This is a genomic window from Rathayibacter festucae DSM 15932, from assembly GCF_004011135.1.
In the GTDB taxonomy this organism is placed as follows: Bacteria; Actinomycetota; Actinomycetes; order Actinomycetales; family Microbacteriaceae; genus Rathayibacter; species Rathayibacter festucae.
Genome location: NZ_CP028137.1, coordinates 2675364 through 2697000, shown reverse-complemented (window position 1 = coordinate 2697000; position 21637 = coordinate 2675364). Strand labels below are relative to the sequence as shown.

Below are 21637 nucleotides of genomic sequence, written 5' to 3'. Positions count from 1 at the left end.
TCGATACGCCCGCTTCGCGGGCTACTCGATCGGCATGAGGGCCGCGGTCCGCAGGACCGCGGGGCGACCTCACCCTTTTTGCTGGTCGAGTAGCCCCGCAGGGGCGCATCGAGACCCACCGTCATCAGCACTGAAGGCTTGCAGACTCGGTCTCGAGACGCGCCCGGTGCGCGCTACTCGATCGGCGTGCAGTGCGGAGCCGGTCAGGCGCCCGTGATCACGTCGATCAGGTGGGGGGCGAACGGCTCCGACAGCGCGAGGACGAAGCGGGTGCGGGCGCCCTCGGGGTGGACGTCGCGGTAGAGGCCGCGGAGGTCGGGGAGGGTCTGGCCGCGGCCGGGACCGAAGGAGGTGTCGACCTCGACGGGGACGCGCGGGGCCGAGGTGAGCTCCAGGGCGCCGACGGCGATGGCCGCGGCCATCGGGTCGTGCAGGGCGGCGGTCCGGTCGCCGAAGTGGCCGACGTAGAAGTCGAAGTAGTAGTCCAGCGCGTGCCCGATCGCGGACGCCAGCGGGTCGGCGGAGCGGATCAGGACGTCGCGCTGCTCCTCGTCCAGCAGGTGCTTCATCGTCACGTCGAGCGGGACGAGCGTGAGATCCCAGTCCGCGGCGACGACCTCGGCGGCCGCGGCCGGGTCGTGCCAGATGTTCGCCTCGGCGACGGCGGTCACGTTGCCCGGCGCGAGACCGGCGCCGCCCATCACGGTGACGGAGTGCAGCAGCGACGGCAGCTCGGGGTGCTTGCGCAGCGCGAGCGCGAGGTTCGTCAGCGGGCCGATCGCGACCAGCCGCAGCTCGCCCTCGTGCTCGCGGGCGAGGCGGAGCAGCAGGTCCGCGGGATCCTCGTCGACCGGCTCCGCGCCGACGGGCAGCAGCACGCCGCCGATGCCGTTCTCGCCGTGCACGTGCGGGGACCCGCCGGAGTAGGGCTCCTCGAGGAAGTCGTGCGCGCCGATCGCGACGGGGACGTCGGTGCGACCCGCGAGGGCGAGCAGGCCGAGGCTGTTCACGGCGGCCTGGCGGGCGTCGGTGTTGCCGCTGACGGTGCTGATGCCGACGAGCTCGGCGAGCGGCGAGCGCAGCAGGTAGGCGAGGGCGAGCGAGTCGTCGATGCCGGTGTCGCAGTCGAGGAAGACGGGGACGGTGGGTGCGTTCACGGGACTCCGATGCTCGAAGGGGGCGGGGTGCGGCGGGCATCGGCGGCCGGAGCAGATCCATTCTGGCCCTCCGGCGGCGCCGCCCCGACCGCGGGTAGCCTGAACCGGTGCCCGCCGCCCGGCCGGTGCCCGAGACGAGGAGGGGCCAGTGCCGCGTCCGTCCCTCGTCGCGACCGTCGCCGACGCGCTGCTCGACGAGATCGTCGCCGGCCGCATCCCGATCGGCTCCGAGCTGCCGAGCGAGGGCGAGCTGGCCCTCGCGCACGACGTGAGCCGGGCGACCATGCGCGAGGCGCTCGGCCGCCTCCAGGGCCTCAACGTCATCGACGCGCGCCGGGGCAAGCGCGGCACGGTCAATCCGGTCGCCCGCTGGAGCGACCTCGAGCCGATCCTCCGGGCCACCGCCTCCGGCGTGGACTCCGCCGAGGCGTCGCTGCACCTGATCGAGGTGCGCGAGATGATCGAGACCGGCGCCTCGGCGCTCGCCGCGGTCCGCCGCTCCGACGCCGACCTCGCCCGGCTGGAGGAGGAGCTCGCGCAGATGACCGCCGCGCACGAGAGCGGCGACCTGGCCGCCTTCGTCGCCGCCGACATCGCCTTCCACGACGTGATCCTCGCCGCGACGGGCAACGTCTTCGTCGCCGCCGTCTTCGCGCCGCTCGCCAAGGTGATGCGGGCGAAGCGCGAGCAGACCTCCGCGCTGGTGCAGATCCAGCGGAACGCCCTGGTCAAGCACCGCGCGGTGCTCGAGGCGATCCGCGCCGCGGACGCGGACGCCTCCCGGGCGGCGATGGCCGACCACATCGCGCAGACGGCCGAGGACCTGCGGCACTACGTGCTCTCCGGCGACGACTCCTCCGAGTAGGCGGCCGGCCTGCAGACGGTGGTGGATCTCGATACGCCCGCTGCGCGGGCTACTCGATCAGCATGAGGGGGGAGCTGCGCGGGCTGCTCGATCAGCAGAAGCGGGTGCCGCTCGAAGCGCGCGACTGTCCGCGAACATGCTGGTCGAGTAGCCCCGGAGGGGCGTATCGAGACCCGACCACCGCCAGCGGGGAGGTCTGCAGACCGGCGTGCTGGCGGTGGTGGATCTCGATACGCCCGCTGCGCGGGCTACTCGATCAGCAAGGGAGGGATGGCTTCTCCGGAGGAGGGCGGCCCCCTTCCACCACAGGCCGGACTGCTTGTAAGATATCTGATACCCAAGGACGAAGGAGTACCGGTGATCTCGGAGACGACGCTGCTGCAGCAGTACCCCGCGCAGGTGCCGGTCGAGGCCGCCGCCGTCGCCGCCACGCGGACGGAGCGCACGCCGGTGCTCGTGGTGCTGGACGACGACCCGACCGGCACGCAGTCCGTCGCCGATCTGCCGGTGCTGACCAGCTGGGCGGAGGAGGACCTCCGCTGGGCGCTCGCCACCGGCGCACCGGCCGTCTACGTCCTCAGCAACACCCGGAGCCTCGCGCCCGAGGACGCCGCCGAGCGCAACCGGGAGATCGTCGCGAGCGCGCTCGCCGCCGCCCGCGCCCTCGAGGTCCCGGTCGCCTTCGTCAGCCGTGGCGACTCGACCTTGCGCGGCCACTTCCCGCTCGAGACCGACACCATCACCGACGCCCTCGACGGCGCGGTCGACGCCGTCCTCCTGGTGCCCGCCTTCCCCGACGCGGGCCGGGTGACGATCGGCGGCGTCCACTACATGCGCGGCACGGACGGGCTCCAGCCGGTCGCCGAGACCGAGTTCGCCCGCGACTCGACCTTCGGCTACGCGCACTCCGACCTGCGCGAGTGGGTGGCGGAGAAGACGGAGGGCCGCTGGCCCGCCGACCGGGTCGTCGCGCTCGGCCTCGCCACGATCCGCGCGGGTGCCGACGCGGTCGCGGCCGTGCTCGCTCCGCTCCGCGGCGGCGTGCCAGTGGTCGTCGACGCCGTCACCGAGGACGACCTCCGGCTGCTGGCCCTCGGTCTCGCGCAGGCGGAGGAGGCGGGCCTCCGCGTGCTCTACCGGGTCGGCCCGCCGTTCGTCCGGGCGCGCATCGGCCAGGCGGTGCACCCGCCGCTCACCGCGGACGAGGTCTTCCCGAGCGGATCCGACGCGGCCGATCGGACCCGCGGCGGCCTCGTCGTCGTCGGCTCGCACGTCGGCCTCACCTCGCGTCAGCTCGAGCGGCTCGCGGCGTCCGGATCGCTCCGGGCGACCCTCGAGCTCGACGTCGACCGCGCCGTCGACCCCGAGCGCGCCCCCGCGCATCTCGCCGAGCTCGTCGACGAGGCGGTCGCGGCGCTCGCGGAGGGCGACGTCGCCGTGCACACCAGCCGCTCGCTCCGCCGCACCGACGACCCGCAGGAGAGCCTCGACATCTCCCGGCGGGTCTCGGCGGCCGTCGTCGCCGTGGTCCGGGGCGTCCTCGCCCGCGTCCGCCCGCGCTTCGTCATCGCGAAGGGCGGCATCACCTCGAGTGACGTCGCGTCGAAGGGCCTCGGCATCCGGCGCGCGATCGTGCGTGGACCGATGCTGCCCGGCCTGGTCTCGCTCTGGGAGCCCGTCGAGGGCCCCGCGACGGGCATCCCCTACATCGTCTTCGCCGGCAACGTCGGCGACGACGAGTCGCTGGCGCAGGTCGCCGCGACGCTCCGCGCTCCCGCGCTCTGACCGCGCACCCTCATCCGCCCCGATCCCCTGGAGGACTCCGTGACCACGCCCGACACCGCTTCCACTCCCACGCCCGGCTCGGAGTACACCGTCGCCGTCCTCGGCCTCGGCGCCATGGGCCTGCCGATGGCGACCCGCCTGGCCGGCTCGCTGACCGTGCACGGCTTCGACATCGCCGAGCCGCGCCTCGCGCTGGCCCGCGAGGCCGGCATCACCCCCTTCGGCTCGGCCCGCGAGGCGGTGGCCGGCGCCGACGCGACGCTGCTCGCCGTCCGGAACGGCGCCCAGCTGCGCGAGGTGCTCTTCGGCGGCGCCGATACCGAGGGCATCGCGACCGCGCTCCGCCCGGGCTCGGTCGTCATCATGACCAGCACGGTCGGCATCACCGAGGTGACCGAGGTGGCGGCGGCGCTCGCCGAGCACGGGGTCGACCTCGTCGACGCCCCGCTCAGCGGCGGACCGGTGCGCGCGGGGGAGGGCGACCTGCTGATCGTCGTCGGAGCGACCCCCGCCGCCCGCGAGCAGGCCCGTCCCGTGCTCGACCTGCTCGCCTCGACCCTCAGCGTCATCGGCGACCGCCCCGGCGACGGCCAGGCCTTCAAGACCGTCAATCAGCTGCTCTGCGGCGTGCACATCGCCGCCGGGGCGGAGGCCCTCGCGCTGGCCGCGAAGCTCGGCCTCGACCCGGCGGCCACTCTCGAGACGCTCTCCGCCGGCGCGGCCGGCTCGTTCATGCTCGGCAACCGCGGGCCGCGGATGCTGCAGGCCGGCGAGGAGGGCGGGGCCGAGGTGCTGAGCCGCCTCGACATCTTCGTCAAGGACCTCGGCATCGTCACCACGGCCGCGCGCGGTGCAGGGCTCGCCACTCCGGTCGCCGCGGCGGCCGAGCAGCTCTTCCTGCTCGGCGCGGCGCAGGGACTCGCGGCGGCGGACGACTCCGCGATCATCTCGGTGCTCGCGCCGCCCGCCTGAGCGCAGGCGGGCCGGAGCGCTCAGCCTCAGCGGCTCAGAGCAGTGCCCACGTCTCGCGGAGGCGGTCGCGCCACCAGGCCAGCCGCTCCGGCGCGACCGCGTGGCGCAGCAGCAGCGCCTCCGACACCTCGACCCGCTCGACCGGGATCGCGCCGTCGACGGGCCGCAGCGGCCGCTCGGTCACGTCGGCGGCGAGCAGCGAGGCCGTGCCGAGCCCGCAGTCGTAGGGCAGCTCGGGCAGCGCTGCGGCGAGCGCCGCTCCCATCGCAAGCCCGACCGAGCTGTCGAGGGCGCTGGAGACCACCGCGGGCAGCCCCGCCTCGGCGACGATGTCGAGAGCCCGCCGCACCCCGCCGAGCGGCTGGGCCTTGACCACGAGCAGGTCGGCGGCACCGGCGCGCGCGACGGCGAGCGGATCCGCGGCCTTGCGCACGCTCTCGTCGGCGGCGACGGGGATGCCCATCCACTTCACCCGGCGGCGCAGGTCGGCGAGCTCGTCGACGCTCGCGCACGGCTGCTCGACGTACTCGAGGTCGGCGGAGGCGAGCGCGTGCACGGCGTGCTCCGCCTCGTCGACGTTCCAGCCACCGTTCGCGTCGACGCGGATGCGGCCCTCCGGCCCGAGCACCCGGCGAACCTCGGCGACCCGCGCCACGTCGTCGGCCAGAGTCTGCCCGCGCTCCGCGACCTTCACCTTGGCGGTGCGGCAGCCGTGGTAGCTCGCGAGGATCGCGGCGACCTCGCCGGCGTCCACCGCGGGCACGGTCGCGTTCACCGGGATGCGGTCGCGCAGCGGCGCGGGCTGCTCGCTCCAGCCGTAGTCGAGGGCGGCGCGCAGCCAGGCGGCCGACTCGGCGGGACCGTACTCGAGGAACGGCGAGAACTCGGTCCAGCCCTCCGGCCCGCGGACCAGGGCGATCTCGCGATGGTCGACCCCGCGGAAGCGGGTGCGCAGCGGCAGCGCGACGACGCGCAGTCCGGCGTCGACCTCCTCGAGGGCGGGCAGAGCGGCGGGGAGGGGAGCGGGCACGACATCGTCCATCCCGCCATCATCCTCCGCCGGGGGAGCGGGCCGGGACGGACGGCGCTCCTGCCGCGTCGACGACGACTGCGGTCAGCCCGTCCTCGCCGCCGACCGGTGCCCGCCCCCGTGCGAGACTGGCGTCCACGACGCTCGACCCCGGAGGGATGCGATGAGCCAGGTACCCGTGAGCCCGCCCCCGATGAGCCCGTCGCCCGCGGTGCCGCCCGGAGTCCCGGGGGCACCCCGGCCGCTCGGCACCGGCGGCTGGATCGCCCTGGGCACGAGCATCGTCGTCGGCGTCGTCTACACCGGTGTGCTCGGCACGCTGCTCGCTCTCGGCATCGGCACCGCGATCGACGCGACCGCCGACGCCCTGCCGACCGCGGCGCCCGGCTTCACCGACGAGCCGTTCGGCGAGGCGACCGAGGGTCCGGGCAGCGGCGACCCGTCGGACCCGCTCTACGACTACCCGGGCTACCAGGACGGCGACGCCGCGCTCGTGCTCGCGCAGCCGTCGGCCGAGGCCGCGATCGCGCAGTCCGAGGCGGCCGTCGCGGCGATCGAGTCGACCGTCCTGGACGGCTGGACCTCGGCCGACGACGAGTACTACGAGCGCTCGGAGAACGGCTACGGCGGCCCGTCGCTCCTCTACGACTACATCTCGGCCACCAGCTATGCCGACGCCGACCTCGGCTCCGCCGACGCCAAGCAGGCGGTCGTCGACGTCTTCACCGCCGCGGTCGCGCCGCTGGGCTTCGACGCCGTCGACGTCGCCGACACCCCGGCGGAGTGGTCCGAGGTGGGCTACGAGTACGAGGGCGATCTGAGCGACGAGGAGGCCGGCGCCGCGCTCTGGGTCGTCACCGCCTACTCCACGGTGGAGGACGTGCCCGCGATCGAGATCGGCCTCGTCGATCTCGGCGCCGACAGCACCGGAGACGTCGAGCGGATGCTCGACGACGTCGGGCTGACGCCGCCGGACAGCGGCGCGTTCCTCGCGGGGTACGCCAACGCGATCCTCGAGGAGGGCGACCGCGCCGAGTTCACCGAGCGGATGCAGGCCTACGGCGGAGTCGCCGCCACCTGAGCCTCCGGTACCGGCAACCGGGTGACCTCGCAAGCCCGAGCCGACGACCCGCGCGCCGCCTAGCGTGAGGGCATGGCTCAACCCCGAGCGACCAGACCCCTGCGCGACTACGCGGCGATCGGCGACGGTCGCACCGTCGCGCTGATCGCGAGCGACGGGAGCGTCGACTGGCTGCCCGTCCCCGACCTCGGCTCGACCCCCGCGTTCGCCGCGCTGATCGACGCGAAGACCGGCGGCTGCATCGAGCTCTCCCCGGAGGAGCCGGCGGAGACGACCCGCCGCTACCTGGGCGACACGAACGTGCTCGAGACCACCTTCACCACCGAGTCCGGCACCGTGACGGTGACCGACGCGCTGGTGACGGGCATCGCCGGGCGCCTGCCGTGGGCCGAGCTGGCGCGCCGAGTCGAGTGCACCGACGGCGAGGTCCGGATGCGCTGGGTCGTCCGCCCCGGCACCGGCCTCGGCACCTTCTCCCCGTGGATCCAGAACGCGGACGGCCGCTCGCTGATCCGGGCCGGCGACATCACCATCGGCGTCACCGGGAAGGACCACGGACCGGTTGACGAGTCGGCGCCCTCCGGCGCGGGCGACGAGCTCGCCGGCGGCTTCGTCGCGACCGCGGGAGGCGAGCGGCACGTCCTGGTCGTCTCGGCGACGCACGACGAGCCCCTGCACTTCCCGGTCGCGGTGAACGTCGACCGCGGGATCGACCGCACGCTCGCCAGCTGGCAGTCCTGGTCCGACGAGTTCTCCTACGACGGGCCCTGGGCCGGAGCGGTGCAGCGCAGCGCGCTCGCGCTCAAGCTGCTGATCTACTCGCCCACCGGCGCGATCGCGGCCGCCGCCACCACCTCGCTCCCGGAGTCGCCCAACGGCGGCAAGAACTGGGACTACCGCTTCGCCTGGGTGCGCGACGCCGCGTACACGGCGCACGCCCTGGTGCGCTTCGGCCTGCGGGAGGAGACGCACGCGGCGCTCTCCTGGCTCCTGCGCACGATCAAGGAGCACGGACCGGATCTGCACATCTTCTACGGCCTCGACGGCTCGCTGCCGACCGAGCAGACCGAGTACGACGTCCCCGGCTACGCGGGCATCGGCCCGGTCCTCGCCGGCAACGGCGCGCAGAGCCAGCTCCAGCTCGGCGTCTTCGGCGACCTCTTCGACATCTGCCGCATCTACGTCGACGAGGGGAACGTCCTCGACATCGAGACCGGACGGCTGCTCGCCCGCGTCGCCGACACCACCTGCGACCTCTGGCGCAACCGCGACGCCGGCATGTGGGAGCTCGAGGAGGAGCAGCACTACACCTCCTCGAAGATGGGCTGCTGGCAGGCGCTCGACGCCGCCGTGCACCTCGCCGAACTCGGGCAGGTGGCGGGCAGCCCCGACCGCTGGCGCTTCGAGCGCGACCGCATCCGCGACTGGATCGAGGAGAACTGCTGGTCCGAGGAGCTCGGCTCCTACGTGATGTACCCGGGCACCGAGGAGCTGGACGCCTCCGTCCTGCTGCACGCACCGAGCGGCTACGAGCGCGGCGAGCGGATGGTCTCGACGATCGACGCGCTGGTGAAGGAGCTGGGCCGCGGCGCCCTGCTGTTCCGCTACTCCGGCATGGAGGCCGAGGAGCATCCGTTCGTCGCCTGCTCGTTCTGGCTCGCCGGTGCCCTCGCCTGCGTCGGCCGGCACGACGAGGCGATCGCCCTGATGGACGAGCTGGTCGAGACGGTGCCGAACGACGTCGGCATCATGTCCGAGATGGTGGCCGTCGACGACCTCGCCTTCTGGGGCAACCTGCCGCAGGGCCTCAGCCACCTCGCGCTGATCAACGCCGCGATCACGATCGAGGAGCTGGCGCCCGAGAAGATCGGCGAGCGCTGACGGCGGCGTCTGAGCCCCGACGATCGACGCGGCGCACCGCTAGACCCGGCGACGGGTTCGCGCAACCCGGTTGAGGGGCTCCCGCCGCGGCGCGTAAACCGGACTCATCACCCGGTCCGTCCTGCGCGGCGTGCCCGGGAACGGCAGGAAGGAAGACCAGATGGACCTCGGCATCTCCGGGCGCACCGCCCTCGTCACCGGCGGCGACTCCGGCATCGGCTGGCACACCGCCCAGCTCCTGCTCGCGGAGGGCGTCACCGTCGTCCTGAGCGACAAGGACCAGGGGAAGCTCGACGAGGCGGCCGCCCGCCTCGGCGCCGCGGACGGGCCGCTGCACGCCTTCGCCGCCGACGTCACCAGCGTCTCCGAGCTCGCCGCCCTGCACGAGCGGACGGCCGAGGCCGTCGGCGAGATCGACATCCTCGTGCAGTGCGCGGGCGTCACCGGCGCCCAGGGCCTCTTCCACGAGATCGACGACGAGGGCTGGACCAGCACGCTCGAGACCGACCTGCTCGGCCCCGTCCGGCTCGTCCGCGAGTTCCTGCCCGACCTGCGCTCCGGAGGCTGGGGCCGCCTCGTGCTCACCGCCTCCGAGGACGCGGTGCAGCCCTACGACGACGAGCTGCCCTACTGCGCGGCGAAGGCCGGCGTGCTGGCGCTCGCCAAGGGCCTCTCCCGCTCCTACGCCCTCGAGGGCCTGCTCGTGAACGCGGTGTCGCCGGCCTTCATCCACACGCCGATGACCGACGCGATGATGGACAAGCGCGCCGACGAGAACGGCACCTCGAAGGAGGAGGCGATCTCGTCCTTCCTCGACGAGGAGCGGCCCTACATGGAGCTGAAGCGACGGGGCCGGCCCGAGGAGGTCGCCGCGGTCATCGCGTTCCTCTGCTCGGAGCGCGCCTCGTTCGTGAACGGCTCGAACTACCGCGTCGACTCGGGCTCGGTCGCGACGATCTAGCCCCGGGCGCCCCGCCCCCGCAGTCCCGGCGCCGTCCAGGTCGCGCACCCCGCGCGTCCGGGCGACGTCCAGCCGAAAGAGTCACAATCGAAGTCGGGTTTTCCGCATCCCGGCACTGTCAGAGAAAGGAACGGTCCATGACCACCACCCTCGAACGCCACGTCGAAGCCCCCGCGGGCTCCGGAGCGAAGACCAGCCGCCGCCAGAACGCCGAGAAGGGCTTCAAGGCCTCCAAGGAGCTGCTCGACAGCCTCCAGATCGTCCTCGTCGACCTGATCGAGCTGCACGTCCAGGGCAAGCAGGCGCACTGGAACGTCGTCGGCAAGAACTTCCGCGACCTCCACCTCCAGCTCGACGAGATCATCGAGGCTGCGCGCGAGTTCAGCGACGACATCGCCGAGCGCATGCGCGCGCTGCACGGCATCCCGGACGGCCGCAGCGACACCGTCGCGGCGACCACGACGCTCCCGGAGTACCCGCACGGCGAGATCGACACCGCCGAGACCGTCGACCTCATCACCATCCGCCTCGAGAACACCGCCGCCACCATGCGCGAGGTGCACGACCAGGTGGACGACGAGGACCCGACGAGCGCCGATCTCCTGCACGCGATCATCCAGAGCCTCGAGCAGTACGCCTGGATGGTGTCGGCCGAGAACCGCACCACCTCCGCCGCGAAGTAGCACCACCGCACCACCCGTCGAGGGACCCCGCCTGCGCGGGGTCCCTCTTCGCGTCCCCGGGGTCGGCGCCGACGGAGGAGCCCGCGGAGCGGGCGCACTCTCTGCCGATCGAGCAGCCCGCGCAGCGTGCGCACCTCATGCTGATCGAACAGCCCGCCTAGCGGGCGCACCCCATGCTGATCGAGCAGCCCGCCTAGCGGGCGCACCTCATGCTGATCGAGCAGCCCGCGCAGCGGGCGTATCGAGATTCCCGTCATCCGCAGTGCTGGTGCCGCGGGTCTCGATACGCCCTGCGGGCTACTCGACCGGCATGCAGAGGCGGAGCAGTCCGTTCTCATGCTGATCGAGTAGCCCGCGCAGCGGGCGTATCGAGATCCACGTCATCCGCAGTCCTGGTGCCGGGAGTCTCGATACGCCCTGCGGGCTACTCGACCAGCAAGCAGAGGCGGCCTCGCGCAGCGGCCCCGATCCCGCCCCCAGCCCCCGACAGTAGGGTCGAGGCCATGAGCACGCAGGTTTCCGAGCTGTTCGACGCGCGCCGCTGGGCGCCGGTCGACGGGTTCGACGGTCTCGAGGACATCACCTACCACCACGACCGGTCGGGCCGCATCGCCCGGGTCGCGTTCGACCGGCCGGAGGTGCGCAACGCCTTCCGCCCGCGCACCGTCGACGAGCTGTTCCGCGCCCTCGAGGACGCGCGGACGAACCCGCGCATCGGCGTCGTCATCCTCACCGGCAACGGCCCCAGCCCGCGCGACGGCGGCTGGGCGTTCTGCTCGGGCGGCGACCAGCGCATCCGCGGCCGCGACGGCTACCGCTACTCCGACGGCGAGACCGCCGAGGGCATCGACTCGGCGCGCAACGGCCGCCTGCACATCCTCGAGGTCCAGCGGCTGATCCGCTTCATGCCCAAGGTCGTCATCGCCGCCGTCCCCGGCTGGGCGGCCGGCGGCGGGCACTCGCTGCACGTGGTCTGCGACCTGACGATCGCCTCCGAGGAGCACGGCCGCTTCAAGCAGACCGACGCCGACGTCGGCTCGTTCGACGCCGGCTACGGCTCCGCCTACTTCGCCCGCCAGATCGGCCAGAAGAACGCCCGCGAGGTGTTCTTCCTCGCCCGCGAGTACTCCGCGCAGCGCGCCTACGAGATGGGTGCCGTGAACGCGGTCGTCCCGCACGCCGAGCTCGAGGCGACCGCCCTCGAGTGGGCCGAGACGATCCTGACCAAGTCGCCCACCGCGATTCGGATGCTGAAGTACGCCTTCAACGCGGTCGACGACGGCCTCGTCGGCCAGCAGCTCTTCGCCGGCGAGACCACCCGCCTCGCCTACGGAACCGACGAGGCCGTCGAGGGGCGCGACTCCTTCCTCGAGAAGCGCGCGCCCGACTGGTCGCCGTTCCCGTGGCAGTTCTGACGATGGCGGCCGGGACCGGGCCGGCGCGATCCGGGGCGGCGCGGCGATGACCCGCCCGCTCGCCTCCGTCGACGCGGCGCCGGAGAAGGTGCTCATCGCCCTGCGCGCGGCGCTCGACGGCAGCGGTCCCGCCGTGCGGATCGCGGCCCCGGGAGTGGAGTCGGACCCCGATGCGAACGCGTCCGTCCCGCAGCGCGTCGCCGTGGTCGTCGAGACCTCCGGCTCGTCCGGCCCGCCCAAGCGCGTCGCGCTCGCCACCTCTGCGCTGCTGACCAGCGCCTCCGCCACCCTCGCCGAGCTCGGCGGTCCCGGCCGCTGGCTGCTCTGCCTGCCGACGCACTACGTGGCGGGAGTGCAGGTGCTGGTCCGCTCGCTGACCGCCGACGCCGACCCGGTCGTGCTGCCGGCCGGCGGCTTCGACGCCGCCGCCTTCCTCGCCCTCGCCCGGACGATGCCCGCGGGGGAGCGGCGCTACTCGTCGCTCGTCCCGGTGCAGCTCGCCCGGCTGCTCGACCTCGCGGAGAGCGCGCCCGCCGAGGCCGCGGTCCTCGCCTCCTTCGACGCGCTGCTGATCGGCGGCCAGTCGACCCCGCAGACGCTGCGCGACCGGGCCGCCGCGCTCGGAGTGCGGATCCGGCTCACCTACGGCTCGAGCGAGACCGCCGGCGGCTGCGTCTACGACGGCGTCCCGCTGCGAGACGTGCGGATGCGCGTCATCGACGGCCAGGTCCTGCTCGGCGGCCCGACCCTCGCGGAGGGCTACCTCGACGCGGACGGCTACATCGACGCTGAGCGCAGCGCCGCCGCCTTCGTCTCGCTCGACGGCGAGCGCTGGTACCGCACCGGCGACGCCGGCGTCGTCGAGGACGGCCGCCTGAGCGTCACCGGCCGCCTCGACCGGGTGATCGTCTCGGGCGGGGAGAAGGTCTCGCTGGACGCCGTCGAACGGGTGCTGCGTGACGGACTCCTGCCCGACGCGGTCGTGGTGCGCCGCTCGGACGCGCAGTGGGGCGAGGTGCCGGTCGTCGCGACGACCACGCCGGACGCCGACCTGGCGCGGGTGCGCTCCGAGGTGGTCGAGCGGCTGGGCCGAGCAGCCGGCCCGGCGGCGGTCCTCGCCCTCGCGGAGATCCCGCTGCTCGCCTCGGGGAAGCCCGACCGCCGCACCCTCGAGAGCCTCGCGGCGGACGGAGCGGGCTGAGCACAGGCCCGGACGGGGGCGGAGAACGACGCGTCGCCCGGCGGCCGACGGCCCGGGACGGGCAGGGACCACTCGGTAGGATTCCCTCCGTGTCGAGTTCGAGTCGCAAGAAGAAGCCGTCGGCGAAGCCCCGGAGCGGACGCCCCGGCGGCGACCCCCGCCGCGTCGTCGTGCAGCCCGCCGGCCCGCGCGAGTGGATCGCCGGAGCCCGGCTGCGGACCCTCCCGCTCGCGATCGCCCCCGTCCTGATCGGCACCGGAGCGACGCAGGTCACGGACGAGGGCTGGCACTGGGTGCGCGCCCTGCTCTGCCTCGTCGTCTCGCTCGCCCTGCAGATCGGCGTGAACTACGCCAACGACTACTCCGACGGCATCCGCGGCACGGACGCGAACCGCGTCGGCCCCTCGCGGCTCACCGGCTCCGGCGCCGCGAAGCCCCGCGCCGTGCTCACCGTTGCGCTGGTCTTCTTCGGCATCGCGGGCGTCGCGGGCCTTGTGCTCACCTTCCTGTCCGGCTTCTGGTGGTTCCTGATCATCGGCGCCGCCGCGATCGCCGCCGCCTGGTTCTACACCGGCGGCCGGCGCCCCTACGGCTACCTCGGCCTCGGCGAGCTCTTCGTCTTCGTGTTCTTCGGACTCGTCGCCACCGTCGGCACGACGTTCGTGCAGATCGGCCGCGCGAACCAGGAGTCCTGGCTCGGCGCCGTCGCCGCGGGCCTGTTCGCCTGCGCCGTGCTGATGGTCAACAACATCCGCGACATCCCGACGGACCGCCTCTCCGGCAAGCGGACCCTCGCGGTCGTCGTCGGCCCGACCATCGCGCGGGCGATGTACAGCGCTTTCGTGCTGGTGCCGTTCGGGATCGCGGTCGTGCTGGCGCTGTTCTACCCGCTCGCCTGGCTGACGCTCTTCGTCCTGCTGGCGGTCCTGCCGGCCATCCTGATCACCCTGACGGCCCGCACGGCCAAGGAGCTCATCCTCGCCCTGCAGCTGACCAGCCTGAGCGGCCTCGCCTACGCCGCGATCCTCGGCGCGGCCCTCGCCTTCTGACCGACTCCGCATGCTGGTCGAGTAGCCCCGGAGGGGCGTATCGAGAACCACCGTCACCGAGACGCCGAGTCTGCAGACCGCCGTGCCGACGGTCGTGGATCTCGATACGCGCGCTGCGCGCGCTACTCGATCAGCAAAGGGCGCCCGTTGCGCGGGCTCCGCGAGTGGCGGGGTCAGGCGCCCGGGCGGCCGTCGCGGGCCGCGTCGACCGCGGCGTCCTCGATGTCGTCGTCGGTGGGCGTGCGCGGGACGTCCTTGCGGCGCTCGTAGATGGCCTCGGCGATCCGCTCCCGCGGCTTGCGCAGCACGATGTAGGAGAGCGACATGCTCGCGATGGCGGCGACGAAGCCGGCCGTCACCGCCGCCGTCAGCTCGGAGTCGACGAAGGAGCGCGCCGGCAGGTACACCAGCACGAAGACGCCGGCGAACATGGCCAGACGCAGGAGCGAGTAGACGACGACCGCGCGGCTCAGTTTCACCGGGCAAGTGTACGTCGGCCCCTGCATGCGCGTCCGTGAGCACCCCGGGAGCTCCCTGTCCAGCATCCGTGCGCCCGGTTCCTTCGAGGACCCCGGACGTACACTGGACACTATGATCCGCCTGTTCATCGGCCTGCTCGTGGCCCTCGCCGTCTTCACGGTCTACACCGTGATCGACGTCGCCCTGAGCAATCGCCACTCGGTGCGCGCGATCCCCAAGTGGTCGTGGGTCCTCGTGGTCCTCCTGCTGCCGATCATCGGCGCGGGCCTCTGGTTCTGGATCGGCCGCCCCCGCAAGCAGCGCTCCGAGGGCCGCCGTTTCACGGCCCCGGACGACGACCCCGACTTCCTCGGCACCCTCCGCCGCGAGCGCGACCCGGAGAAGGAGCGCGAGCAGGCCGAGCGCATCGCCCAGCTCGAGCGCGACCTCGCCGATCTCGACGACTCCGGCGAGTCGGACGGCACCGGCCGTCGGGATGCCTGACGCGGCTCCGGTCGCCCCCTCCACCCGTTTCGCGGTCGACCTCCTCACCCGCTTCGTCGCGCTCGGCGTCCGCGACGTCGTCGTCTCACCCGGCTCCCGCTCCCAGGCACTCGCGCTCATCGCGGCCGAGCTCGAGACCCGCGGCCGCATCCGGCTGCACGTCCGGATCGACGAGCGCTCCGCCGGATTCCTCGCCCTCGGCCTCGCACTCGAGACCGGTTCGCCGGCCGTCCTGATCACGACCTCCGGCACCGCGACCGCCAACCTGCACCCCGCCGTGCTCGAGGCCGACGCGTCCGACGTGCCGATGATCGTGCTCACGGCCGACCGCCCCGGCGAGCTGCGCGGCATCCGCTCCAACCAGACCACCGACCAGGTCGAGCTGTTCGGCCGCGCCGTCCGCCTCTTCGAGGACGTCGCGGCCCCCGACGCGCAGACGCCCGCGGAGTCGGCCTGCGCCCTCGCCGACCGCGCGCACGCCGCGGCATCCCGCCCGGGCGGCCCCGTGCACCTCAACCTGGCCTTCCGCGACCCGCTGTCCTCGCGCCTGCCCGCCTTCGAGGTGCCCGAGCCCGGATCCGCCGCACCGGCCCCGGACGAGGCCGCGGTCGCCCCGGAGACGATCGCCGCCGGCCCGCTCGAGCCCCTCACTGTCGTCATCGCCGGCGACAAGGCCGGGCCCGAGGCCGAGGCGCTCGCCCGTGCCGGCGACTGGCCGCTGCTCGCCGAGGTCTCCTCCGGGGCCCGCTTCGGTCCGCAGCTCGTCGTCGCCTGGCGACGCCTCCTCGCCGAGTCCGAGTTCGGCGGCCGCGTCCGCCGGGCGATCGTCCTCGGCCACCCGACCCTCTCCCGCGAGGTCCCGGAGCTGCTGCGCCGCGAGGACGTCGAGGTGATCGTCGTGGACCGCGGTCGCCGCGAGTTCTACAACCCCGGCCGCCGTGCGCGCAGCGTCCGCGCCCTCACCGTCGTCCGTCCCGAGGACTCGCCGCGGCCCGAGCGGTCGGAGCGCGCCTGGGCCGGCTCCTGGGTGTCGGCGAGCCGCGCGCTCCTGGCCGACGCCGACCCCGACGCGATCCCCGAGGCGCCCGACGGCGGCTCGATGTCGATCGAGGACCGCCGCGGCTACGCCCGGAACGCCCTGACCGCGATTCGCGCACCGCTCACCCGCGAGTTCGTCGTCGCCGCCGTCTGGCGCGTCACCTGGCCGCACGACCGCCTGCTCTTCGGTGCCTCCCGCCTCATCCGCGTCGCGGACGGCTCGCTGCCGGGCAAGCGGATCACCGTGCACTCCAACCGCGGGCTCGCCGGCATCGACGGCACGGTCTCGACCGCCCTCGGCATCGCCGTCGCCTCGCAGTCCGCCGACGCGGGCTCGGGAGGCGCCACCCGCGTCGTCCTCGGCGACCTCACGCTCCTGCACGAGGCGGGCGGACTGCTGCTCGCCCCGGGCGAGCGCCGACCGCGCGTGCAGCTCGTCGTCGTGAACGACGGCGGTGGCACCATCTTCGACGGGCTCGAGGTCGCCACCAGCTCGGCTCCCGACGCCTTCGACCGCGTGCAGTTCACGCCGCAGACCGTCGACATCGCGTCCCTGGCGACGGCCTACGGCTGGTCGCACCGCCTCGTCGCCACCCGCGGCGAGCTGGAGCAGGCGCTCACCTCGCCGGGCGAGGGCCCGGGCATCGTCGAGATCGTCCTCGCACGCTGATCTCGGGCGGCCGCAGCCGTCAGCTCAGGGCGTCGAGGATCGGCCGGAACTTCATGCCGGTCTCCGCGAGCTCGGTGGCGGGGTCGCTGTCCGCGACGATGCCCGCACCGGCCCAGGCGGTGACCGCGCCGTCGGGGGAGACCTGCGCGCTGCGCAGGCCCACGGCCCACTCGCCGTCGCCGTTGCCGTCGATCCAGCCCACCGGACCGGCGTAGCGGCCGCGGTCGAAGGGCTCGAGCTCCTCCAGCAGGGTGAACGCGCGGTCGGTCGGCGTGCCGGCGACGGCGGCGGTCGGGTGCAGGGCGTCGACGAGGTCGAGCGCGGTCGAGGCGTCGTCGAGTGTCCCGCGGACGTCGGTCGCGAGGTGCCACAGGTTCGGCAGCTTCAGAGCGAAGGGCTCCGGAGTGGTCGTGAGCGCGCCGGTGTGCGGCCGCAGCTCGCGCAGCAGGCTGGCGATGGCGAACGCGTGCTCGGAGCGGTCCTTCGGGCTCGCCAGGAGGGCGCGCACGATCGCGGCGTCCTCCTCCGCGTCGCCGCCGCGCGCGCTGGTGCCGGCGAGGACGCGCGCGGTGATCGCGCCGTGGTCCACTCCGACGAGCGTCTCGGGACTGGCGCCGAGGAAGCCGTCGACCGCGAAGGTCCAGCAGTCCGGGTAGCCGTTCGCGAGATCGCGGAGCAGCCGACGGCGGTCGGCGTCCCGGGGGAGCCGTCCCTGCAGGTCGCGGGCGAGGACGACCTTCTCGAGGGCGCCCGAGCGGATCGAGCCGACGGCCGACGCGACCGCGGCGCGATACGCGTCCGGCGTCATCGCACCGGGCAGGAGGGGGAGGCGGAACTCGTCGCCGAAGGGCAGCGGAGCGGGGACCGCCGTCGAGCCGGCCGTCTCGTCGGCCGTGCGGATGCGGGTCACCCACGACCGTCCGCCCCGCGAGCCGATGACCACGCGGGGGACGATCAGGACGCTCGTCGCGCTCGACCGGCTGGAGAAGGCGAAGGCCCCGAAGGCCACCAGTCCCGTGCCCGGGACGCCGAGCGGATCCGCGACGACAGCCGCAGCCGACAGTTCGCGCCACGCGGCGGAGGCCTCGCGGATGCGATCCGGGCCGGAGAACTCCAGCCGCAGAGCCTCGCCGAGCCCGGCCAGTCCTGCGCCGCCGCGCTGCCAGAGCAGCGGCTGCCGCGGATCGACGCGGGTGATCAGCTCGTGCGGGCCGTCGAGCGGAGTCGTCTCGGCATGGAGGGGAGGAGCTCCGGCCCCGGTCGATGTCACTGCTCCACAGTACGCCCGCCGCAGAAAGCGAGACGTTGTGCGCCGGGACCACCCTCGCCCGGGGGTCCGCTGCTACGGTTTCCTCGTCCGGGGTCGCCGCAGCTAGGCGGAGCAAGGCGGCCCCGGCACCTCCCTCCCGTCCCGCTCCCCTCGCGCGGTTCCGCCGGTCCGGCGCCGGTCGCCTGAGCGGATGTGCAAGGGCGGTGGATGCACAGCCGCCACTCCGCTCCTCGCCCTAGACTCGTTGATCGTGACAAAGGCAGACCTCACCAAGCGGCCCGACGAGGTCGCTGCCATGTTCGACACGGTGGCGCCCGCCTACGACCTGACGAACACCGTCCTGTCCGTCGGCAACGACCACCTCTGGCGGATCGCCACGACCCGCGCCGTCAACCCGGCGCCGGGCGAGCGGATCCTCGACGTCGCGGCAGGCACCGGCACCTCGAGCGCCTCGCTGGCGCGCTCCGGAGCACAGGTCGTCGCCGCCGACTTCTCCCGCGGGATGATCTCGGTCGGCCGCCGCCGGCACGCCGAGAACGAGCTCATCGAGTTCGTCCTGGCCGACGCGATGAAGCTCCCCTTCGAGGACGACTCCTTCGACGCCGTCACCATCTCCTTCGGCCTGCGCAACGTCTCCGAGCCGCGGACGGCGCTCGCCGAGTTCTTCCGCGTCGTCAAGCCCGGCGGCCGCGTCGTGATCTGCGAGTTCTCGACCCCGCCGCTCAAGCCGCTCGCCGCCGCCTACGACTTCTACCTGTCGAAGGTCATGCCCGTGATCGTCGGCCTCGCCTCCTCCAACGACCCGGCCTACGACTACCTCGGCGACTCCATCCGCGCCTGGCCCGAGCAGAAGGTCGTCGCGGGCTGGCTCCGCGCGGCCGGCTTCGAGCGCGTCGCCTACCGCGACCTCACCGCCGGGATCGTGGCGCTGCACCGCGGGATCAAGCCGATCGCGGCGACCTGATGCGCACCCAGGGGCCTGCCGGGCCGAGACGTTAGGGTTTGAGTGTGAACGCCAGTGCGCCCGTCGCCCGCCGCAGTCCGTCTCTGACGGCGCAGCTCGGCCTCTCCGAGCGCATCTTCTCGACCGCTCCGGACCGCGCTCTCGCGCGCGCGATCGACGACGGGCTGGAGCGGGTCGAGGCCGGCATGGTCCAGCAGCTGTCCTTCGCGGACGCGGTCGCGGACGTCTCGACGCGCTACCTGCTCGAGGCCGGCGGCAAGCGCGTGCGGCCGATGCTCACCCTGCTCACCGCGCAGCTCGGCCGGGGCAACACCCCCGAGGTGCTCAGCGCCGCGCAGGCCATCGAGATCACCCACCTCGGCTCGCTCTACCACGACGACGTGATGGACGAGGCGGAGAAGCGCCGCGGCGTGCCGTCGGCGCAGACCGTCTGGGGCAACAACGTCGCCATCCTCACCGGTGACCTGCTCTTCGCCCGGGCGAACCAGCTGATGACCGAGCTCGGCGAGCGCGCGATCCGGCTGCAGACCGACACCTTCGAGCGCCTCGTCCTCGGCCAGCTGCACGAGACCGTCGGACCGGGCGCCGGCGAGGACCCGGTCGAGCACTACCTCGGCGTCCTGGCCGACAAGACCGGCTCGCTGATCGCCGCCGCCGCCCGCACCGGCGTCGTCTTCTCCGAGGCGCCCGCGCCCTTCGAGGAGGCGGTGCGCGTCTTCGGCGAGAAGATCGGCGTCGCCTTCCAGATCGTCGACGACGTGATCGACCTCTCACCGCAGCCGGAGGAGACCGGCAAGAACCCGGGCACCGACATCCGCGCCGGCGTCTCGACGCTGCCGATCCTGCGCCTGCGCGAGCGCGCCGCGACCGACCGCGACGCGGCCGTGCTGCTCGCCCGGATCGAGAGCTACGTCAGCCGCACGAACGACGCGATCGCGCACACCGACGAGCAGAGCGCCGACATCTCCGACGCCATCGCGCAGCTGCGCGACCACCCCGTGACGGCGCAGACCCTCGCCGAGGCCCACGCCTGGGCCGATGAGGCCGTCGACGCCCTCGCCCCGCTGCCCGACGGGCCGGTCCGCAAGGCGCTCACGCGCTTCGCCGACACGGTCGTCGACCGCAACGGCTGACCGAATCGTCGCGGCGCGCATTCGAGCGCCGCAGGAATGAGTCCGGAGACGCGCCTCGGCGCCCCGGCAGGAGGAATGCAATGACCAAGCTCAGGCTGGCCATCGTCGGCGCGGGTCCCGCGGGCATCTACGCCGCCGACCTCATGATCAAGGCCGAGAAGAAGTACGACGTCTCGATCGATCTGTTCGAGCACCTGCCGGCGCCCTACGGACTCGTCCGCTACGGCGTCGCGCCCGACCACCCGCGGATCAAGGGCATCATCACGGCGCTCCGCGAGGTGCTCGACCGCGGCGACATCCGCATCTTCGGCAACGTGCACTTCGGCACCGACATCACGCTCGAGGACCTCAAGCGGCATTACAACGCCGTGATCTTCTCGACCGGTGCGATCCGCGACGCCCCGCTCGACGTCCCCGGGGTCGAGCTGGAGGGCTCCTACGGCGCCGCCGACTTCGTCAGCTGGTTCGACGGCCACCCCGACGTGCCGCGCACCTGGCCGCTCGAGGCCTCCTCCGTCGCCGTGATCGGCAACGGCAACGTCGCGCTGGACGTCTCGCGGATGCTCGCGAAGCACGCCGAGGACCTGCTGCCCACGGAGGTGCCGCCGAACGTCTACGACGCGCTGGCCGCCTCGCCCGTCACCGACGTGCACGTCTTCGGCCGCCGCGGACCGGCGCAGGTGAAGTTCACCCCGCTCGAGCTGCGCGAGCTCGGCGAGCTGCGCGACGTCGACATGATCGTCGCCGACGAGGACTTCGTGCTCGACGCCGCCTCGCAGGCCGCCATCGAGACGAACAAGCAGGTCATGGTGATCAACCGGGTGCTGAACCAGTGGCGCACCCGCGAGGTCGGCTCGGCCTCGCGCCGCCTGCACCTGCACTTCTGGGCCAAGCCGCTCGAGCTCGTCGACGACGGCGCCGGCCGCGTCTCGGCCATCCGCTACGAGCGCACCGAGCCGGACGGCGAGGGCGGCACCCGCGGCACCGGCGAGATCCGCGAGATCGCGGTCCAGGCCGTCTACCGCGCCGTCGGCTACTTCGGCTCCCCGCTGGACGGCCTGCCGTTCGACGAGATGCGCGGCGTCATCCCGAACCGCGAGGGCCAGGTCCTCGACGACAACGACGAGCCCGTGCACGGCGTCTACGCCACCGGCTGGATCAAGCGCGGACCGGTCGGCCTGATCGGGCACACCAAGTCGGACGCGATGGAGACCGTCGGGCACGTGCTCAACGACCAGGCGTCCTGGTGGACCCCGGCGCACCCCGAGGAGTCGGCGGTCGTCGCCCTGCTCGAGGAGCGCGGCGTCGCCTACACCGACCTCGACGGCTGGCACCGCCTCGACGAGCACGAGCAGGCGCTCGGCGCTCCGCAGGGCCGCGTCCGCGTCAAGGTCGTTCCGCGCGAGGACATGATCTCGATCTCGCGCGGCGAGACCGTCTCGAGCTGACGTCCGCCGTCGAAGGGCCTCCGGAGCGATCCGGGGGCCCTTCCGTGCGTCCCGGCGGCCCTCGGGACGGC

The 21637-nt window shown here is 73.5% G+C and carries 19 protein-coding genes; 15 read left to right on the top strand and 4 right to left on the bottom strand.

Going from position 1 to position 21637, the window contains the following annotated elements:
• Positions 1–203: 203 nt before the first annotated feature.
• Positions 204–1157, bottom strand: a complete 954-nt coding sequence (locus C1I64_RS12455) for a nucleoside hydrolase (RefSeq protein WP_244209465.1) — start codon at positions 1155–1157, stop codon at positions 204–206.
• A gap of 148 nt (positions 1158–1305) precedes the next feature.
• Here C1I64_RS12455 and C1I64_RS12450 point away from each other — a divergent pair, with 148 nt between their 5' ends.
• The 3 genes from C1I64_RS12450 to C1I64_RS12440 all read left to right on the top strand — a co-directional run bounded on the left by C1I64_RS12450 (position 1306) and on the right by C1I64_RS12440 (position 4779).
• Complete coding sequence (locus tag C1I64_RS12450; RefSeq protein ID WP_127887416.1) at positions 1306–2022, top strand: FadR/GntR family transcriptional regulator; 717 nt, start codon at positions 1306–1308, stop codon at positions 2020–2022.
• Positions 2023–2379: 357 nt separating this feature from the next.
• Positions 2380–3807 carry a four-carbon acid sugar kinase family protein gene (locus C1I64_RS12445; RefSeq protein ID WP_244209464.1) on the top strand — a complete coding sequence of 476 codons (1428 nt, stop codon included), beginning with the start codon at positions 2380–2382 and terminating at the stop codon, positions 3805–3807.
• Positions 3808–3846: 39 nt separating this feature from the next.
• On the top strand, positions 3847–4779 hold the full coding sequence (locus tag C1I64_RS12440) for an NAD(P)-dependent oxidoreductase (RefSeq protein WP_279630170.1): 933 nt from the start codon (positions 3847–3849) through the stop codon (positions 4777–4779).
• A 34-nt stretch (positions 4780–4813) separates the two neighbouring features.
• Here C1I64_RS12440 and C1I64_RS12435 read toward each other — a convergent pair whose 3' ends face one another.
• Complete coding sequence (locus tag C1I64_RS12435; RefSeq protein WP_127887414.1) at positions 4814–5821, bottom strand: o-succinylbenzoate synthase; 1008 nt, start codon at positions 5819–5821, stop codon at positions 4814–4816.
• 166 nt (positions 5822–5987) lie between these two features.
• Here C1I64_RS12435 and C1I64_RS12430 point away from each other — a divergent pair, with 166 nt between their 5' ends.
• The 7 genes from C1I64_RS12430 (at position 5988) to C1I64_RS12400 (ending at position 14080) form a co-directional block, all read left to right on the top strand.
• Positions 5988–6890 carry a hypothetical protein gene (locus tag C1I64_RS12430; protein ID WP_164874535.1) on the top strand — a complete coding sequence of 301 codons (903 nt, stop codon included), beginning with the start codon at positions 5988–5990 and terminating at the stop codon, positions 6888–6890.
• A gap of 72 nt (positions 6891–6962) precedes the next feature.
• The gene (locus C1I64_RS12425) at positions 6963–8771 is read left to right on the top strand and encodes a glycoside hydrolase family 15 protein (RefSeq protein ID WP_127887412.1); all 1809 of its coding nucleotides are present in this window, start codon (positions 6963–6965) and stop codon (positions 8769–8771) included.
• A gap of 160 nt (positions 8772–8931) precedes the next feature.
• Positions 8932–9732 carry an SDR family NAD(P)-dependent oxidoreductase gene (locus C1I64_RS12420; protein ID WP_127887411.1) on the top strand — a complete coding sequence of 267 codons (801 nt, stop codon included), beginning with the start codon at positions 8932–8934 and terminating at the stop codon, positions 9730–9732.
• A 137-nt stretch (positions 9733–9869) separates the two neighbouring features.
• The gene (locus tag C1I64_RS12415) at positions 9870–10415 is read left to right on the top strand and encodes a Dps family protein (RefSeq protein ID WP_123446594.1); all 546 of its coding nucleotides are present in this window, start codon (positions 9870–9872) and stop codon (positions 10413–10415) included.
• A gap of 503 nt (positions 10416–10918) precedes the next feature.
• A complete protein-coding gene (locus C1I64_RS12410; RefSeq protein ID WP_123447867.1) occupies positions 10919–11830 on the top strand; it encodes a 1,4-dihydroxy-2-naphthoyl-CoA synthase in 912 nt (303 codons plus the stop codon).
• Between the two features lie 46 nt (positions 11831–11876).
• The gene (locus tag C1I64_RS12405) at positions 11877–13031 is read left to right on the top strand and encodes an AMP-binding protein (RefSeq protein ID WP_127887410.1); all 1155 of its coding nucleotides are present in this window, start codon (positions 11877–11879) and stop codon (positions 13029–13031) included.
• A gap of 89 nt (positions 13032–13120) precedes the next feature.
• Complete coding sequence (locus C1I64_RS12400) at positions 13121–14080, top strand: 1,4-dihydroxy-2-naphthoate polyprenyltransferase (protein ID WP_372487876.1); 960 nt, start codon at positions 13121–13123, stop codon at positions 14078–14080.
• A 173-nt stretch (positions 14081–14253) separates the two neighbouring features.
• On the opposite strand, the gene C1I64_RS12395 is transcribed toward C1I64_RS12400, so the two are convergent.
• Entirely contained in the window at positions 14254–14559 is a 306-nt protein-coding gene (locus C1I64_RS12395) for a DUF4229 domain-containing protein (RefSeq protein WP_159422135.1), read from the bottom strand.
• A 112-nt stretch (positions 14560–14671) separates the two neighbouring features.
• Between C1I64_RS12395 and C1I64_RS12390 the strand changes: the two genes are divergently transcribed.
• Positions 14672–15043: a PLD nuclease N-terminal domain-containing protein gene (locus tag C1I64_RS12390; protein WP_123447864.1), complete on the top strand. Its 372-nt coding sequence runs from the start codon at positions 14672–14674 to the stop codon at positions 15041–15043.
• Positions 15036–16751, top strand: a complete 1716-nt coding sequence (gene menD, locus C1I64_RS12385) for a 2-succinyl-5-enolpyruvyl-6-hydroxy-3-cyclohexene-1-carboxylic-acid synthase (protein ID WP_127887408.1) — start codon at positions 15036–15038, stop codon at positions 16749–16751. The genes C1I64_RS12390 and menD overlap by 8 nt, the downstream gene beginning before the upstream one ends.
• Before the next feature lie 19 nt (positions 16752–16770).
• Here the strand turns inward: menD and C1I64_RS12380 are convergent, their stop codons facing one another.
• Positions 16771–18021 (bottom strand): isochorismate synthase, encoded by a 1251-nt coding sequence (locus C1I64_RS12380; protein ID WP_127887407.1) that lies wholly within the window; start codon positions 18019–18021, stop codon positions 16771–16773.
• Between the two features lie 250 nt (positions 18022–18271).
• On the opposite strand from C1I64_RS12380, the gene ubiE reads away from it, so the two are divergent.
• From ubiE to C1I64_RS12365, 3 genes are all read left to right on the top strand, one after another.
• Positions 18272–18985: a bifunctional demethylmenaquinone methyltransferase/2-methoxy-6-polyprenyl-1,4-benzoquinol methylase UbiE gene (ubiE, locus tag C1I64_RS12375; protein ID WP_123705614.1), complete on the top strand. Its 714-nt coding sequence runs from the start codon at positions 18272–18274 to the stop codon at positions 18983–18985.
• Between the two features lie 44 nt (positions 18986–19029).
• Entirely contained in the window at positions 19030–20118 is a 1089-nt protein-coding gene (locus C1I64_RS12370) for a polyprenyl synthetase family protein (RefSeq protein ID WP_123447860.1), read from the top strand.
• 80 nt (positions 20119–20198) lie between these two features.
• Positions 20199–21566, top strand: coding sequence for an FAD-dependent oxidoreductase (locus tag C1I64_RS12365; RefSeq protein WP_123447859.1), 1368 nt, complete (start codon positions 20199–20201; stop codon positions 21564–21566).
• Positions 21567–21637 lie beyond the last annotated feature (71 nt).

Coding starts and splice junctions, on each gene's coding strand:
- C1I64_RS12435 (WP_127887414.1), bottom strand. CDS start 5,821: ATGGACGATGTCGTGCCCGCTCCCCTCCCCGCCGCTCTGCCCGCCCTC.
- C1I64_RS12425 (WP_127887412.1), top strand. CDS start 6,963: ATGGCTCAACCCCGAGCGACCAGACCCCTGCGCGACTACGCGGCGATC.
- C1I64_RS12420 (WP_127887411.1), top strand. CDS start 8,932: ATGGACCTCGGCATCTCCGGGCGCACCGCCCTCGTCACCGGCGGCGAC.
- C1I64_RS12415 (WP_123446594.1), top strand. CDS start 9,870: ATGACCACCACCCTCGAACGCCACGTCGAAGCCCCCGCGGGCTCCGGA.
- C1I64_RS12410 (WP_123447867.1), top strand. CDS start 10,919: ATGAGCACGCAGGTTTCCGAGCTGTTCGACGCGCGCCGCTGGGCGCCG.
- C1I64_RS12405 (WP_127887410.1), top strand. CDS start 11,877: ATGACCCGCCCGCTCGCCTCCGTCGACGCGGCGCCGGAGAAGGTGCTC.
- C1I64_RS12390 (WP_123447864.1), top strand. CDS start 14,672: ATGATCCGCCTGTTCATCGGCCTGCTCGTGGCCCTCGCCGTCTTCACG.
- menD (WP_127887408.1), top strand. CDS start 15,036: ATGCCTGACGCGGCTCCGGTCGCCCCCTCCACCCGTTTCGCGGTCGAC.
- C1I64_RS12365 (WP_123447859.1), top strand. CDS start 20,199: ATGACCAAGCTCAGGCTGGCCATCGTCGGCGCGGGTCCCGCGGGCATC.